Origin of the sequence: Aeromonas eucrenophila, assembly GCF_000819865.1 — a bacterium.
GTDB classification, from domain to species: domain Bacteria; phylum Pseudomonadota; class Gammaproteobacteria; order Enterobacterales; family Aeromonadaceae; genus Aeromonas; species Aeromonas eucrenophila.
This window is the reverse complement of sequence record NZ_CDDF01000001.1, coordinates 651125-666046: the sequence shown is the minus strand read 5'-3', so window position 1 is coordinate 666046 and position 14922 is coordinate 651125. Positions and strand designations below refer to the sequence as shown.

General features: G+C 62.9%; 14 protein-coding genes and 1 pseudogene. 9 read left to right on the top strand and 6 right to left on the bottom strand.

Annotated elements, in window-relative coordinates; translation table 11 throughout:
- The first annotated feature begins 62 nt into the window (after positions 1–62).
- A complete protein-coding gene (locus BN1124_RS02720; RefSeq protein ID WP_042638998.1) occupies positions 63–815 on the top strand; it encodes a hypothetical protein in 753 nt (250 codons plus the stop codon).
- A gap of 59 nt (positions 816–874) precedes the next feature.
- Here the strand turns inward: BN1124_RS02720 and BN1124_RS02715 are convergent, their stop codons facing one another.
- The 5 genes and pseudogenes from BN1124_RS02715 to BN1124_RS02705 form a co-directional block, all read right to left on the bottom strand.
- Positions 875–1345, bottom strand: a complete 471-nt coding sequence (locus tag BN1124_RS02715; RefSeq protein WP_042638819.1) for a DUF2919 domain-containing protein — start codon at positions 1343–1345, stop codon at positions 875–877.
- A gap of 137 nt (positions 1346–1482) precedes the next feature.
- Entirely contained in the window at positions 1483–2430 is a 948-nt protein-coding gene (gene corA / locus BN1124_RS02710; RefSeq protein WP_042075357.1) for a magnesium/cobalt transporter CorA, read from the bottom strand.
- Between the two features lie 391 nt (positions 2431–2821).
- Positions 2822–2911 (bottom strand): annotated as a pseudogene (locus BN1124_RS21825) (4Fe-4S dicluster domain-containing protein); the annotation flags it as partial.
- A 22-nt stretch (positions 2912–2933) separates the two neighbouring features.
- Entirely contained in the window at positions 2934–3077 is a 144-nt protein-coding gene (locus tag BN1124_RS21820) for a 4Fe-4S dicluster domain-containing protein (protein WP_378052441.1), read from the bottom strand.
- Positions 3046–4704 (bottom strand): electron transfer flavoprotein-ubiquinone oxidoreductase, encoded by a 1659-nt coding sequence (locus tag BN1124_RS02705; protein ID WP_042638815.1) that lies wholly within the window; start codon positions 4702–4704, stop codon positions 3046–3048. The genes BN1124_RS21820 and BN1124_RS02705 overlap by 32 nt, the downstream gene beginning before the upstream one ends.
- A gap of 127 nt (positions 4705–4831) precedes the next feature.
- On the opposite strand from BN1124_RS02705, the gene BN1124_RS02700 reads away from it, so the two are divergent.
- From BN1124_RS02700 to aroG, 5 genes are all read left to right on the top strand, one after another.
- On the top strand, positions 4832–5584 hold the full coding sequence (locus tag BN1124_RS02700) for an electron transfer flavoprotein subunit beta/FixA family protein (RefSeq protein WP_042638813.1): 753 nt from the start codon (positions 4832–4834) through the stop codon (positions 5582–5584).
- A 112-nt stretch (positions 5585–5696) separates the two neighbouring features.
- Complete coding sequence (locus tag BN1124_RS02695; protein WP_042638811.1) at positions 5697–6626, top strand: electron transfer flavoprotein subunit alpha/FixB family protein; 930 nt, start codon at positions 5697–5699, stop codon at positions 6624–6626.
- 224 nt (positions 6627–6850) lie between these two features.
- Positions 6851–7939: a 3-phosphoserine/phosphohydroxythreonine transaminase gene (gene serC / locus BN1124_RS02690; protein WP_042638809.1), complete on the top strand. Its 1089-nt coding sequence runs from the start codon at positions 6851–6853 to the stop codon at positions 7937–7939.
- A 171-nt stretch (positions 7940–8110) separates the two neighbouring features.
- Positions 8111–9394 (top strand): 3-phosphoshikimate 1-carboxyvinyltransferase, encoded by a 1284-nt coding sequence (gene aroA / locus BN1124_RS02685; protein WP_042638807.1) that lies wholly within the window; start codon positions 8111–8113, stop codon positions 9392–9394.
- Between the two features lie 218 nt (positions 9395–9612).
- Entirely contained in the window at positions 9613–10668 is a 1056-nt protein-coding gene (gene aroG / locus BN1124_RS02680) for a 3-deoxy-7-phosphoheptulonate synthase AroG (RefSeq protein WP_042638805.1), read from the top strand.
- A gap of 92 nt (positions 10669–10760) precedes the next feature.
- Here aroG and BN1124_RS02675 read toward each other — a convergent pair whose 3' ends face one another.
- Positions 10761–11483 carry a TerC family protein gene (locus tag BN1124_RS02675; protein ID WP_042638804.1) on the bottom strand — a complete coding sequence of 241 codons (723 nt, stop codon included), beginning with the start codon at positions 11481–11483 and terminating at the stop codon, positions 10761–10763.
- A gap of 106 nt (positions 11484–11589) precedes the next feature.
- Here BN1124_RS02675 and BN1124_RS02670 point away from each other — a divergent pair, with 106 nt between their 5' ends.
- The 3 genes from BN1124_RS02670 to BN1124_RS02660 all read left to right on the top strand — a co-directional run bounded on the left by BN1124_RS02670 (position 11590) and on the right by BN1124_RS02660 (position 14852).
- Positions 11590–12705, top strand: coding sequence for an ATP-NAD kinase family protein (locus BN1124_RS02670; protein ID WP_042638802.1), 1116 nt, complete (start codon positions 11590–11592; stop codon positions 12703–12705).
- A gap of 107 nt (positions 12706–12812) precedes the next feature.
- A complete protein-coding gene (locus BN1124_RS02665) occupies positions 12813–13091 on the top strand; it encodes a YfcL family protein (protein ID WP_033130286.1) in 279 nt (92 codons plus the stop codon).
- Positions 13092–13190: 99 nt separating this feature from the next.
- On the top strand, positions 13191–14852 hold the full coding sequence (locus BN1124_RS02660; RefSeq protein ID WP_042638799.1) for an AMP-binding protein: 1662 nt from the start codon (positions 13191–13193) through the stop codon (positions 14850–14852).
- The last annotated feature ends 70 nt before the right edge of the window (positions 14853–14922 follow it).

The window sequence follows — 14922 nt, the reverse complement described above, 5'->3', positions numbered from 1 at the left end:
CGCTATCATTACAATGACGGCACGGGGCAAGCAGACTATGTGGCAAGAAGGGGGAGACGATGATGAGAGTGTGGCGATGGATCTGGCTGTGGTGCTGCTGCGGGCTCTGGGCCCTGCCGCTGCACGCCGAGGTCAAGGTGATCCCGGTATTTGAGGCGCCCGCCATGGTGCAGACCCTCAAAGAGATCTACCCGGCGCTCGGGGTGAGCGCCATGGGCAATCAGCTGGTGCTGAGCGGCACGCCCGCGCAGTTGCAGGAGGCAGAGGCCACCCTGAATCAGCTCAACCAGCCACCCCAGAGTCTGCTCATCGAGTGGCGGGTGGAGGGAGCCTCCAGCAGCCGGCAGTTGGGAGTGGGGGTCGGCAATGACAACGCCAAACGGCAGTGGCTCGTCGAGGGCGGGGCGCAGGATTATCAGCGCACCCAGAACGACAGCTGGCAGGTGCGCGGCCTGTCGGGGCGGCCGGTGCTGTTGCAGATGGGCTCCTACCAGCCGGTCACCTTCTACCGCTGGCAGGGGGGGCGAGTGGTGGGCATGGTGCCCTTGATCAACGGTCTCTATGCCACCGCGACCCTGATAGGCGATCGGGTGCAGATAGCGCTCAGCAGCGAGCAGGCCAGGCTGGAGCGGGGCGACATCAAGACAGGGCAGAGCGCCACCGAGGTGAGCGGTGCACCCGGCCAGTGGCTGACGGTGGGGGAGCTCTCCACCAGCCAGAGCAGTCGGGGGGCCGAGCTCTCGAATTCGTCACAAGTCGGGGTGGCCAGCGGCGGCGAACGCCAGACCCTGCAGATCCGGGTCACCCGCCAATAGGCGCCAGGCTGATCACGACTCCCCTCAGAGTCATGATCACCTAGGTTGAACTTGCCCGATCAGCCCCCGGCGTGGGGTTGATCGACGGCGTATTCCCGCAGCTGACGGCTCTTGAGCAGATACCAAAGTGCCCACAGGCTGCCGATCAGCACCAGCGCCGTCGGCCAGCTGAACGACCACTTCTGCAGGTTGAGGCTATGCAACTGCAGGGCCAGGCCCCCCAGGGTCGAGCAGAGCAGCAGGCCGCGACTGTGGCGCCTGAGCCAGGCACGGGGGCTGCGGGTATGTTGATGGGTGCCGCCGAAGGCGAGCAGCGCCAGCATGGCGGGCAGATCGCTCAAGAGGCCGAGATAGAGGCTCATCCTGTCCGGATAAAACAGCGTCAGGATCTCGCTGCCGCTCTCGCGGGTGACCCCCGCCATCAGAAACAGCCAGACCGAGCGGGTCAACAGCAGGGCGATGGGCCAGAACCAGAGCGGCGGACGCAGCTGGCCGTGATCGTCATAACGGTGTTCGGGATAGAGGGTCATAAGGCCCTGTTTGCGTTGGTTGGGCTAGTGATAAAGGGGATATGGGGCGACGGGGGTGGCTTTACAAGGTGAGGGCTTGGCCGGAATTAATCGGGGAGCCTTAAGCTCCCCAATCCACCAATTCTGTTTTCGGTGGCTTACAGCCAGCCCTTGCGCTTGAAGAACAGGCCGGTGCCGAGGGACGACATCACCATCAGCACCAGGGACATAGCATAGCCATACTCCCAGGCGAGCTCCGGCATGCGGCCGAAGTTCATGCCGTAGATGCTGGCGATCAGGGTCGGTGGCAGGAAGATCACCGCGGCCACCGAGAAGATCTTGATCACCTTGTTCTGCTCCAGATTGGTCACCCCCATGGAGGCCTCCAGCTGGAAGTTGATCTTGTCGAACAGGAACTGGGTGTGGGGCAGCAGGGACTCCACGTCGTGCAGCATCTCGTCGATCCACTTGTTCTGCTCGCTGGTCATGCGCTGGCGCAGGCTGCGTTTGAGGAAGCGCAGGGCGCGGCGGGTATCGTGCAGAGAGAGGCGGATCTGGCCGTTGGCTTCTTCCTGGGCCATCAGCTCTTTCAGCATGGGATTGATCTGATCTGGTTCAAAAATCTGGTCTGCGGTGTTTTCCAGTGTTTTATAACCGTCTTCGATGAGATCTGAGAGATATTCCACCTTCAGATTCTGCACTTCCAGCAGGATATCGAGGGCATCCTCCACCTCCAGGCGGTCCTGGCGCATGTAGTGGCGCAGCAGGCGCACCAGACCGATGTCATCCTCGCGGATGCTGATCAGCAGGTTGTTGCGCAGGGTGAAGGAGACGTGGACCCCCTTGGTGTCGCGGCCGATCCGCTGGGGGAACAGGGAGTGGATGTGCAGGCCGTCGGTGTCCCAGTAGAAACGGGCGGAGGCCTCGATGTCGTCCAGCTCTTCCTTGTCCGGCACCTCTTCCAGGAACAGGCCCGTCAACCATTCTCGCTCCGCCGTGTCCGGCTTGTAGGCATCCAGCCAGACAGTGTTGTCGGGGACTATGTCGTCCGGCCCGAGCGTGACTATGTCCAGCACCTTGTTATTGAGAATGTAGGCGGTGATCATCTGTCCCCCCTTAAGAAGTCGTGGGTAATCAGGGATGGTTGCACAGGTTCATGCGGCCCTAGATCGCACAGAAAGCGATCCCATGAAATAACGTAGCGAGGCCGATGGACAACCTGAATGCGGCGAACTATACAGGGGCGCGTCGCGCTTGTCAGGGCCTATTCATCAGGCTTCCGGCCTGTTCGCTCAAAAAAACAGCGAGGTCGGATCAGCGGATCTGGCCTCGAAAGTGGCAAGATCGGCCTCGCCCTATTCCCCTGTCGAGTCAGGGGAACAAGAGGGCAGGAGCCATATGGCCGGGTGGCTGGGCTGCGAACTTATCCCGGGCGGGTCCAGAGGGGGGGGTTGGCTTGAACATCCTCGCTGTCGCGGGTTTTCTCACATCCCCATTTCACATATTGGGGTAGTTGGGGCCCGATCCCCCCTGAGGTGGCGTCCAGACGATATTCTGGGATTGAGCATCCTTGCTGTCGCAGCTTTCCCCACATCTCAAATCCCATATCTCACATATTGGGATAGTTGGGCCCAGAGCCACCTTGCGGCGGGGTCCAGACGATATTCTGGGCTTGAGTATCCTTGCTGTCGCAGCTTTCCCCACATCTCAAATCCCATATCTCACATATTGGGATAGTTGGGCCCAGAGCCACCTTGCGGTGGGGTCCAGACGATGTTCTGGCTGGGATCCTTGATGTCGCAAGTCTTGCAGTGGATACAGTTCGCCGCGTTGATCTGCAAGCGAGGCTGGCTATCCGCCCCCGGGATCTCGGTCTCCACTATCTCAAAGACGCCCGCCGGGCAATAGCGCTGGGCGGGCTCGGCCCAGGTGGGCAGGTTGACCGTCACCGGGATGCTCGCGTCCTGCAACTTGAGGTGGCAGGGTTGATCCTCGTCGTGACTGGTGTTGGCGAGATAGACGGACGAGAGCTTGTCGAAGCTGAACTTGCCATCGGGCTTGGGATAGGGGATGGGCTGGCAGCGACTGGCCAGGCGCAGCTGACGATAATCCGGCTCCTTGTCCAATAGCGTCACGGGGGAGCCCTTGCCCCAGAGCCGCTGCTCCAGCCAGTTGAAGGCGCCGCCGAACCAGGGGCCGAAGCGGTGCAGGGCAGCGCCGAAGTTGCGGGCGGCCTTGAGCTCTTGTGCCAGCCAGCTCTGCTGCAGCGCATCGCCGAACTCGGCCAGATCCCGGCCCCCCTCATCTCCCCCGCGCAGGCTCATGGCCACCGTCTTTGCCGCCAGCATGCCGGACTTCATGGCGCAGTGGATGCCCTTGATGCGGGAGAAATCCAGGGTGCCGGCATCGCAGCCGATGAGCAGGCCGCCGGGGAAGTGCATGCGCGGCAGGGAGTGCCAGCCCCCCTTGGTGATGGCGCGGGCGCCGTAACTGATGCGCTCGCCCCCCTGCAGGGTGTCGGTAATCAACGGGTGATGCTTGAGACGCTGGAACTCGTCAAACGGGCTGAGCCAGGGATTCTGGTAGTTGAGATCGACGATGAGACCGACCGCCACCTGATTGTCAGCCAGATGATAGAGGTAGAAGCCACCCTGGCTCTTGCTGCCCTTCTCCTCGCCGAGCGGCCAGCCGCTGCCGTGCAGCACCAGGCCTGGTTTCGACTGGCTGGCAGGCACCTGCCACAGCTCCTTGAAGCCGATGGCATAGTGCTGCGGTTGGGCGTCGCTCTCCAGATTGAATTCGGCGATCAACTGCTTGCCAAGGTGGCCGCGGGCGCCCTCGGCAAGCAGGGTGTAGCGGCCGAGAAGCGCCATGCCGGGCACGTGATCCGCCTTGGGATTGCCCTCCCTGTCCAGCCCGAGATCGCCGGTGATCACCCCCCTTACCCTTCCTTTTTCCAGGATGAGCTCGCTGGCGGCGAAGCCGGGGTAGATCTCGACCCCGAGGGATTCGGCCTGCTGGCCGAGCCAGCGGCAGAGGTTGCCGAGGCTGATGATGTGGCAGTTGTCGTTGTGCATGCGCGGCGGCACCGCCCAGTGGGGCAGTTGCAGGGCGCGGGTGGCGCTTTGCAGCAGGTGCACTCGATCGTCCGTGACCGGCGCCCCGAGCGGTGCCTGTTGCCAACTGTCCGGCAGCAGCTCCTTGAGGGCGACGGGATCGAGCAGGGCGCCGGAGAGCAGGTGGGCACCGATCTCCGCCCCCTTCTCCAGCAGGCAGACCGCCAGATCCGGGCTCTGCTGCTTGAGTGCGATGGCGGCACTGAGGCCTGCCGGGCCGCCACCGACGATGACGACATCAAATTCCATTGCTTCGCGTTCCATCTTGCCTCTGCGCTCGACTTGGCCTAGGGTAGTGCTGGTAGTTTACGTAAACGTAAACCATTTTGTCAGCATATAAAGTGCGGAAGTGCAAAATGGACTCACTCAACCGATACGAGGAATGACCGCCATGAAGCTGCTGGTCGCTGTCAAACGGGTCGTCGACTTCAACGTCAAGATCCGGGTCAAGAGCGATGGCTCCGATGTGGAGCTCGCCAATGTGAAGATGGGCATCAACCCGTTTTGCGAAATCGCGGTGGAGGAGGGGGTCAGGCTGCGGGAAGCCGGGATCGCGACCGAGCTGGTGGTGGTCACCTTCGGGCCCGCCGCCGCCGCCGAGCAGTTGCGCCATACCCTGGCGCTGGGGGCGGATCGGGCGCTCCACTTTGTCACAGAGGAGCAGCTGAGCCCGCTCAAGGTGGCGCAGGCGCTGCAAAAGCTGTGCGTGCAGGAGCAACCGGATCTGGTGCTGCTTGGCAAGCAGTCCATCGATTCTGACAACAATCAGGTCGGCCAGATGCTGGCTGCGCTCACCGATTGGCCGCTGGCCACCTTCGCCTCCGCCATCAAGCTGGTGGAAGGCGAGTTGCAGGTGACCCGGGAAATCGACGGCGGCCTCGAGACCCTCGGCATGGCGCTGCCCGCCGTGGTGACGGTGGACTTGCGCCTGAACGAGCCGCGCTTTGCCTCGCTCCCCAACATCATGAAGGCCAAGCGCAAGCCGCTGGAGAGCCAGCCCTTTGCGGCCCTCGGTCTAGACACCGACAGTGACATCCGGCTACTCGGGGTGATGGCACCCGCGGTGCGCAGTGCCGGCGTCAGGGTTGGCTCGGTGGACGAGCTGCTGGACAAACTCAAACACGAAGCCAGGGTGCTGTCATGAATCCCATTGGTATCAGCGCCCGGGTGAGCGCGACACATAGCGGATGCCGGCCTGTCGCAGGGACAAGGGCTGGCGCGGTGGAACGGATTGCGAACGAAGCTAAGGTGCAGCCATGAGCGTACTGGTTATAGCCGAACATCATCAGGGCCAGTTGGCCGACAGCGCCGCCCGACTGGTGGCGGCGGCCACCCAACTCGGCGGTGAGGTGCACCTGCTGCTGCTGGGGCAGGGGCTGACCGAGGCGGGGGAGCAGGCCGCCGGCCTGCAAGGGGTCGATCGGGTGCTGCTGGCCGAGCATCCCCTGCTGGCGGAAGGGTTGAACGATGGGGTCGATCGCTTGCTGGCCCAGGTGGTGCGGGACTATCAGCACTGCCTGATGGCGGCGAGCAGCCACGGCAAGGATCTGCTGCCGCGGGTGGCGGCCAGGCTCGGGGTGGAGATGATCTCCGAGGTGACCGGCATCGAATCCGCCGATACCTTCCTGCGTCCCATCTATGCGGGCAACGCCATCGCCAGAGTGGCGAGTTCGGCCCCCGTCAAGGTGCTCAGCATTCGCGCCAGCGCCTTCACCGGGGTCAGTGGCGGGGCGGGTGGAACGCCGGTCGAGCGACTGCCCGTGTCCGATCTCAGGTGCCGCACCCGCCTCATCGAGCGGCGGGCGGTGCGATCGGCTCGGCCCGAGCTCGGCGCGGCCCGGGTGGTGGTCTCGGGGGGACGGGCGCTCGGCTCGAAAGAGCAGTTCGCCCTCATCGAAGCCCTGGCCGACAAACTGGGGGCTGCGGTCGGGGCGTCGCGGGCAGCGGTGGACGCGGGCTTTGTCGCCAACGATCTGCAGGTGGGCCAGACCGGCAAGATAGTGGCCCCCGAGCTCTACATCGCGGTCGGCATCTCGGGGGCCATCCAGCACCTGGCGGGCATGAAGGAGTCCAAGGTGATCGTCGCCATCAACAAGGATCCCGAGGCCCCCATCTTCCAGGTGGCGGACTACGGCCTGGTGGGGGACCTGTTCAGCCTGTTGCCCGAGCTCACCGCCAAGCTGTGATGTTGTGAAAAAGGGCCTCGGCAGCGCATTTATGCCAGCAGCCGGCCATTTCTCTGCACGTTCTCTGCAAGCCCTGACCCATTCAGGGCTTTTCTACTCTTTGGGATCGGCCTGGCTGACCCAAAAGGGTGCGCCAGATCCCAAAAAGCCTTTGCCCCGACGGGGCCCTCTCGTGTAAAAACATTCAAGTCATCGATCACTCTCATCCACTCACGGAAAGCGTCATGAGCCAAAAAATTTACAACTTCTGCGCCGGCCCCGCCATGTTGCCGGTTGAAGTCATGGAGCGCGCCCAGCGCGAATTTTGTAACTTCCAGGGGCTGGGAGCCTCGGTCATGGAGCTTTCCCATCGCGGCAAGCCCTATATGGCGGTCGCCGAGAAGGCGGAAGCCGACTTGCGCGAGTTGCTGGCGGTGCCGGACAACTACAAGGTGCTGTTCATGCACGGCGGCGGTCGTGGCCAGTTCTCCGCCGTGCCCATGAACCTGCTCGGTGGCGCCAACAAAAAAGCCGATTATCTGCTGACCGGCGTCTGGGCCGCGAGCGCCGTGGATGAGGCGCGCAAGTTCGGCGACATCCAGACCTTTGATGGAGTCGCCAAGAACGCACAAGGGATAAGCCATCTGCTGCCGACCCCGGCGTTTCGCGCCGACGCGGCCTATGTGCACTACTGCCCGAACGAAACCATCGATGGCATAGAGATGTTCGACATCCCGGCCACCGGCTCTGTGCCCCTGGTGGCGGATCTCTCCTCCACCATCCTCTCCCGTCCCCTCGATGTGAGCCGCTTCGGCGTCATCTACGCCGGCGCCCAGAAGAACATAGGCCCCTCCGGGCTCGCCATCGCCATAGTGCGGGACGATCTGCTGAGCCAGGCCCGCGCCGATGTGCCGTCCATTTTCGACTACCAGCTCACCGCCAAGAACGACTCCATGTTCAACACCCCGCCGACCTACGCCTGGTATCTGGCCGGTCTGGTGTTCGAGTGGCTCAAAGAGCAGGGCGGCCTCGCCGCCATGGAAGCGCGCAACAAGGAGAAGGCCGACTTCCTCTACGGCTACCTCGACGACTCCAGCTTCTACGGCAACAGGGTGGACGTCGCCTGTCGCTCCCGCATGAACGTGCCGTTCCAGCTCAAAAACGAGGCCCTGGACAAGCTGTTCTTGGCCGAGTCGGAGGCCGCCGGCCTGCTGGCACTGAAAGGGCACCGCATCGTCGGTGGCATGCGTGCCAGCCTCTACAACGCCATGCCGCTGGAAGGGGTCAAGGCCCTGGTGCACTTTATGGATGGTTTTGCCAAGCGCCACGGCTGAGGCGCAGTCCCATGATGCGAGACGCCGGGGACTCCCCGGCGTCTGTTTTTCCAGCAGATCCTGACCGTCCATCCCATGGGCCCGATTTTGTGCCATGCGCAGTCTTGCCGCACAGGGCAGGGGCTGTTAACGTCCGGTCAGGCGATTTAATTGAGATCTTACAGGAAGTCTATGAATTCGTTGCGTTTGGAACCCATTTCTCGTGTGACTGGCGTGGTCAATCTGCCAGGCTCCAAAAGTGTCTCTAACCGGGCCCTGCTGCTGGCGGCCCTGGCGCGTGGCACCACCCGGCTGACCAACCTGCTCGACAGCGATGACATCCGCCACATGCTGGCGGCGCTGACCCAGCTCGGGGTCAAGTACAAGCTCTCCGCCGACAAGACCGAGTGCACAGTGCATGGCCTGGGTCGCAGCTTCGCGGTGAAGGATCCGGTCAACCTGTTCCTCGGCAACGCCGGCACCGCCATGCGTCCGCTCTGCGCCGCGCTCTGTCTGGGCTCCGGCGAATACATGCTGGGCGGCGAGCCCCGCATGGAAGAGCGCCCCATCGGCCACCTGGTGGATGCCCTGCGCGAGGCGGGTGCCCATATCCAGTACCTGAAAAAAGATGGCTACCCGCCGCTGGTGGTGGATGCCAAGGGACTCTGGGGCGGCGACGTGCACGTGGACGGCTCCGTCTCCAGCCAGTTCCTGACGGCGTTTCTGATGGCGGCCCCCATGGCGGCCGGCGACACCCGCATCCACATCAAGGGGGAGCTGGTCTCCAAGCCCTACATCGACATCACCCTGCACATCATGAAGCAGTTCGGGGTGGTCATCGAGCACGACGACTACAAGCTGTTCTATATCAAGGGCAACCAGACCTACGTCAGCCCGGGCGACTTCCTGGTGGAAGGGGATGCCTCCAGCGCCTCCTACTTCCTCGCGGCGGGTGCCATCAAGGGCAAGGTGCGGGTGACCGGTATCGGCAAACACAGCATCCAGGGCGACATTCACTTCGCCGACGTGCTGGAGAAGATGGGGGCGCGCATCACCTGGGGCGATGACTTCATCGAGGCGGAGCAAGCACCGCTGCACGGCATCGACATGGACATGAACCAGATCCCCGATGCGGCCATGACCATCGCCACCACGGCGCTGTTTGCCGAGGGGCCCACCTCCATTCGCAACATCTACAACTGGCGGGTGAAGGAGACGGATCGACTGCACGCCATGGCGACCGAGCTGCGAAAGCTGGGTGTGGAAGTGGAGGAGGGGCACGACTTCATCACGGTCACGCCGCCCGCCAGCCTCAAGCACGCGGCCATCGACACCTACAACGATCACCGCATCGCCATGTGCTTCTCCCTGGTGGCCCTGTCGGATACTGCGGTGACCATCAACGATCCGGGTTGCACCTCCAAGACCTTCCCGGACTACTTCGACAAGCTGGCCAGCATCAGCCAAGCGGTCTGATCCCAAAGGTCCGCTGCCCGTGCCCGCCCTCTCGCCATGCGCGAAGGGCGGGTCTCTTCTTTTCAGCCCCGCCAACACTTCGCTAGCATCATTATTACAACTTGCAAGACTCCGTTGCTAAATTCATTTCATGAAGATGTAATTTTCTATTTACACCGCTCCGGCTGCGGGCTAGATTGAAGTTTCTTTATCGCAGTTATCTAGCAGGAAGCCTTGTCATGAAGCATCAAACCGACGACGTTCGTATCAGTGAAATCAAAGAATTATTGCCCCCGGTTGCGGTGCTCGAGAAGTTTCCGGCGACTGAAACCGCCTCATCGACCGTGTTTGAATCCCGCCAGGCCATTCATCAGATCCTGGCCGGCGAAGATCAGCGCCTGCTGGTGGTGATCGGCCCCTGCTCCATTCACGATCCGGTGGCGGCACTGGAATATGGCAAGCGCCTCAAGACCTTGCGTGATGAGCTCAAGGGTCAGCTGGAAATCGTGATGCGGGTCTACTTCGAGAAGCCGCGCACCACCGTGGGCTGGAAGGGACTGATCAACGACCCTTACCTCGACAACAGCTGCCAGATCAACGACGGCCTGCGAATCGGTCGCAAGCTGCTGCTGGATCTCAACGACATGGGGCTGCCGACCGCCTCCGAGTTCCTCGACATGATCACTCCGCAATACATGGCGGATCTGATGAGCTGGGGCGCCATCGGGGCCCGTACCACCGAATCCCAGGTGCACCGTGAGCTGGCCTCCGGTCTCTCCTGCCCGGTCGGTTTCAAGAACGGCACCGACGGCACCATCAAGGTGGCCATCGATGCCATCGGCGCCGCCAGCGCGCCGCACCACTTCCTGTCGGTGACCAAGTACGGCCACTCCGCCATCGTCTCCACCGCCGGTAACCCGGACTGTCACATCATCCTGCGCGGTGGCCGCGAGCCGAACTACAGCGCCGCCCACGTCGAGGAGGTGGTGAAGGGGCTGGACAAGGCCGGTCTGCCGCAGAAGGTGATGATCGACTTCAGCCACGCCAACAGCAGCAAGCAGTTCAAGAATCAGATGCTGGTGGCCGAGGACGTGGCCGGCCAGCTGCGCGCCGGCAGCAAGGCGGTGTTCGGTGTCATGGTGGAGAGCCACCTGGTGGAAGGACGCCAGGATCTGGTGGAAGGCTGCGAGCTCACCTTCGGCCAGAGCATCACGGATGCGTGCATCAACTGGGCCGATACCGAGGTCCTGCTGCGCAACCTGGCCGATGCGGTGGCGACGCGCAACGCGCTCTGATGCCCAGGCCCAAGCGGCCCGTTCACAACAGATAAAAAAAGCGCGACCTGGGGTCGCGCTTTTTGTTGGCCTTGTGTGGCAGTAAGGGCCGCTTACTTGGCTTTTTCCTGATGGCCGCGCATGCGGATGTTGATCATCTCCACCACCAGCGAGAAGGCCATGGCGAAGTAGATGTAACCCTTAGGAATGTGCATATCCAGCCCTTCGCCGACCAGGGCAACCCCGACCAGGATCAGGAAGGAGAGCGCCAGCATCTTGATGGTGGGGTGCTCGTCGACGAAGTCACCGATGGCCTTGGCGGCAAACATCATGACGCCGACGGCGATGACGATGGCCAGCACCATGACGGGCACGTGATCCGCCATGCCGACCGCGGTGATGACGGAGTCCAGGCTGAAGATGATGTCGAGGATGGCGATCTGCACCAGTGTCGACATGAAGCCGGCGGTCTTGCTGACCGTCCCCGGCTCTTCGGCGGCCCCTTCCAGGCTCTGGTGGATCTCGTGGGTACTCTTGGCGATGAGGAACAGACCCCCCACCAGCAGGATCAGATCCCGGCCCGAGATGGCCTCATCGAACAGGCTGAACAGCGGATGGGTGAGACGCATCACCCAGGCCAGGGACAGCAGCAGCAGGATGCGAGTGCCCATGGCGAGCCCCAGCCCGAGGATCCGTGCCCGTTGGCGCTGGGCCTCCGGCAGGCGACCGACCAGGATAGAGATGAAGATGATGTTGTCGATGCCCAGCACGATCTCGAGCAGGGTAAGGGTGGCGAGTGCTACCCAGGCAGAGGGATCAGCAATCCATTCCAGCATGATTGAACCTTGGTTGAAATATTGAAGCAGCGCATTTTAGCAGGCAAGCACGGCTTGTCCCATAGCGGCGAACAGATAAAATGGCGCTGTTCAGAGGGAGAGAATCATGTTTCGTTTAGGGCTCATTATCAATCCGGTGGCCGGTATCGGCGGGGCGGTTGGCCTCAAGGGCAGCGATGGGGTGGTGGCCGAGGCGCTGGCCCGGGGTGCCGTGCCCAAGGCGCAGGCACGGACCCGTCAGGCCCTGCTGCCGCTACTGGATCTGACGCAGCCCTTCGAGCTGCTGACGGTGGCGGGGGAGATGGGGGCAGAGCTTGCCGCCTCGCTGCAACTGCCGCACCGCATCGTCTATCAGCCCGCCGCAGACGCCACCACCGCGGCCGATACCCGCGCCGCCGCCGCCCTGATGCGCGAAGCGGGGGTCGATCTGCTGCTGTTCGCCGGTGGGGATGGCACGGCCAGGGACATCTGCGCCGTGGTGGGGGAGTCCTGCCACGTGCTCGGCATCCCGGCCGGGTGCAAGATCCACTCCGGGGTCTATGGGGTCACCCCAGCTGCCAGCGGGCGGGTGGCGGCGCGGATGATAGAAGGTGAGCTGCTCAGCCTGGTGGACGCCGAGGTGGTGGACATCGACGAGGAGGCGTTTCGTGCCGGCAAGGTGCGGGCCCGTCACTATGGCCAGATGCAGGTGCCCGGCGATCTGCGCTACGTGCAGGCGACCAAGCAGGGCGGGCGGGAGTCCGAGGAGCTGGTGCTCGCGGATCTCGCCGCCGGGGTGGTGGAGGAAATGGAACCGGATACCCTCTATCTGATGGGGTCGGGCAGCACGGTCGCCGCCTGTATGGGGGAGCTGGGGCTGGAAAATACGTTGCTCGGTGTGGATCTGGTGGAAAATGGCCGGCTTATCGGGCAGGATCTGTCCGCCGCCGAGATCCTGACCCGGATCCGCGGTCGTCGCTGTCGCCTGATCATTACCCTGATCGGCGGTCAGGGACATCTGTTCGGGCGCGGAAATCAGCAACTGAGTCCAGAGGTGATCAGGGCCGTCGGGCGAGACCATATTCAGGTGCTCGCCACCAAAGCTAAGCTGGCGGCACTCGAAGGCCGTCCGCTGCTGGTGGACACCGACGATCCGGCACTGAACCGGTCGTTAAGGGGTTATCTGCGGATAACCACCGGCTACAAGGATCAGGTCATCTACCCGGTGGCCAACCCGGAATAGGACACCAAGGATGCGGCTGGCCTGGCGCCAGAGAGCCGCGATCAACAGGATCGCGGTTCCACTCCCCGAATTTTTTGCCGGCAATCCCGGAAATGAGGCTGCGTTACATGACAATTCACGATTTTGAGCACAAGTTGTTGGGATTGATCGACGGCATGGTGGCCACGGCCAGCGATGACGATCTGTTTGCTGGCGGCTACCTGCGCGGTCATATCTCCCTGGCGGTGGCCCGTGCCGAGCTGGAAGGCAAGACCCTGGTGCGGGATGTAAAGAGCTATGTCTTGCGTAGCCTGAATGAGGCCATCTTGCAGGGCGAGCTGTCCGAGCAGGACGAGGTGCTGGTGCAGGATCTGTGGCAGCGTCTGCAGCAACAGGCGGAAGCTTGATCCCATTCTCAGTTCAAACAGAAGTTTAAGTAATCTGCTTCCCTGAGTGTTATCAAAAGGTTAATAATGGGACTCGCCTTTTGTTTCAGGGATTGAACTATGTCCTCCTCACGCATTGCCAACAAACTGCCGCTCGAGATGCTCTACCACTGGGAGCGGCAGTGTCCTGACCGAGTCTACCTGCGTCAAACCATTCACCGTGAATACGTCGACTTCACCTGGGGTGAGGTAGCCGATCAGGCGCGGCGCATGGTGACGGCACTGCGCGAGCTGGGGCTGGTGGCCGGTGACAAGGTGGCGCTGCTCTCCAAGAACTGCGCCCAGTGGTTCATCGCCGATCTCGCGATGCAGATGGGGCAGTACGTGAGTGTGCCCATCTACCCGACCGCCAACGTCGACACCATCGAATACGTGCTGCGCCACAGCGAGGCCAAGGCGATCTTCGTCGGCAAGCTCGATGACTGGCAGAGCCAGGAGGCGGGGGTGCCGGCGGACTTGCTGCGCATCGCCTTCCCCTATGACACCATGCCGGCCCCCCATCAATGGGATGCGCTGCTGGATGCACACGCTCCCATCGAGGGCAGCCCGGTACAGGCGCCGGACGCCCTGCTGAGCCTGGTCTACACCTCCGGCAGCACCGGCAAGCCCAAGGGCGCCATGCTGAGCGTGGAGCGCTATGCTTGGTCCTGCGAGAAGCTGGTGGAGGCGGTGGCGCTGACCGAGGCCGATCGCGGCTTCTCCTACCTGCCGCTGGCCCACATCACCGAGCGGGTCTACATCTACGGTGGCAGCCTGTTCAGCGGCGCCACCATCGCCTTCCCGGAGTCCCTCGATACCTTCATCGACGACGTCAAACGTTGCCGTCCCACCGTTTTCATCTCGGTGCCACGCCTCTGGGCCATGTTCCGCATCAAGATCCTCGAGAAGCTGCCCCAGAAGAAGCTGGATCTGCTGCTCAAGATCCCGCTCGTCTCCGGCCTTATCAAGCGCAAGCTGCAAAAGGGGCTGGGGCTGGATCAGGCGCGGGTGCTGGGCTGCGGCTCGGCGCCGGTGGCACCTGCTTTGCTCGAGTGGTACTACCGCATCGGCATCGAGATCACCGAAGCCTGGGGCATGACCGAGAACCACGCCTTCTCCACCCTCAACTGCCCGTTTCGGGCCGACAAGATAGGCACGGTCGGCAAGGCGGGGCCGGGGGTGACCATCAAGATCTCCGACGAGGGGGAGATCCTCTGCCGCTGTGAGGGCATGATGATCGGCTACTACAAGGATCCCGAGCACAGTGCCGAGGCCATCGACGCCGACGGCTGGCTGCACACCGGTGACATGGGCAAGCTGGACCGGGAGGGCTACCTCACCATCACCGGCCGCATGAAGGACGTGTTCAAGACCGCCAAGGGCAAGTACGTGGCGCCGGTGCCCATCGAGGGGCTGCTGGGGCAGGAGCCCATCATAGAGCAGCTGTGCGTCATCGGGTACGGCATGCCGCAGCCGGTGGCCCTGGTGCAGTTGGCCGAGAGCGCCATGAAGGGGGATCGCGCCGCGGTCAACGCCCAGCTGGAGGCGGCCCGCAACAGGGTCAACGACAAGCTGGAATCCCACGCCCGCATTCGCGGCATCCTGGTGGTGAAGAGCCCCTGGAACATCGAGAATGGGGTGCTGACCCCCACCATGAAGATCCGCCGCCACCTGCTCGAGCAGAAATACGCGGACATCGGCGAGCGCTGGGCCGGTGGCGAGAGCATCATCTGGGAATCCTGATGGGCCTGTGAGGGGGCCTGGTGCCCCCGTATCGGCATTTAGCAAATCACTGCCAAGCGCCGCACTATTT

Excerpts from the sequence above, each read along its gene's own strand:
- BN1124_RS02720 (WP_042638998.1), top strand. The coding sequence starts at position 63 with ATGAGAGTGTGGCGATGGATCTGGCTGTGGTGCTGCTGCGGGCTCTGG.
- BN1124_RS02715 (WP_042638819.1), bottom strand. The coding sequence starts at position 1,345 with ATGACCCTCTATCCCGAACACCGTTATGACGATCACGGCCAGCTGCGT.
- corA (WP_042075357.1), bottom strand. The coding sequence starts at position 2,430 with ATGATCACCGCCTACATTCTCAATAACAAGGTGCTGGACATAGTCACG.
- BN1124_RS02705 (WP_042638815.1), bottom strand. The coding sequence starts at position 4,704 with ATGGAACGCGAAGCAATGGAATTTGATGTCGTCATCGTCGGTGGCGGC.
- BN1124_RS02700 (WP_042638813.1), top strand. The coding sequence starts at position 4,832 with ATGAAGCTGCTGGTCGCTGTCAAACGGGTCGTCGACTTCAACGTCAAG.
- BN1124_RS02695 (WP_042638811.1), top strand. The coding sequence starts at position 5,697 with ATGAGCGTACTGGTTATAGCCGAACATCATCAGGGCCAGTTGGCCGAC.
- serC (WP_042638809.1), top strand. The coding sequence starts at position 6,851 with ATGAGCCAAAAAATTTACAACTTCTGCGCCGGCCCCGCCATGTTGCCG.
- aroA (WP_042638807.1), top strand. The coding sequence starts at position 8,111 with ATGAATTCGTTGCGTTTGGAACCCATTTCTCGTGTGACTGGCGTGGTC.
- aroG (WP_042638805.1), top strand. The coding sequence starts at position 9,613 with ATGAAGCATCAAACCGACGACGTTCGTATCAGTGAAATCAAAGAATTA.
- BN1124_RS02675 (WP_042638804.1), bottom strand. The coding sequence starts at position 11,483 with ATGCTGGAATGGATTGCTGATCCCTCTGCCTGGGTAGCACTCGCCACC.
- BN1124_RS02670 (WP_042638802.1), top strand. The coding sequence starts at position 11,590 with ATGTTTCGTTTAGGGCTCATTATCAATCCGGTGGCCGGTATCGGCGGG.
- BN1124_RS02665 (WP_033130286.1), top strand. The coding sequence starts at position 12,813 with ATGACAATTCACGATTTTGAGCACAAGTTGTTGGGATTGATCGACGGC.
- BN1124_RS02660 (WP_042638799.1), top strand. The coding sequence starts at position 13,191 with ATGTCCTCCTCACGCATTGCCAACAAACTGCCGCTCGAGATGCTCTAC.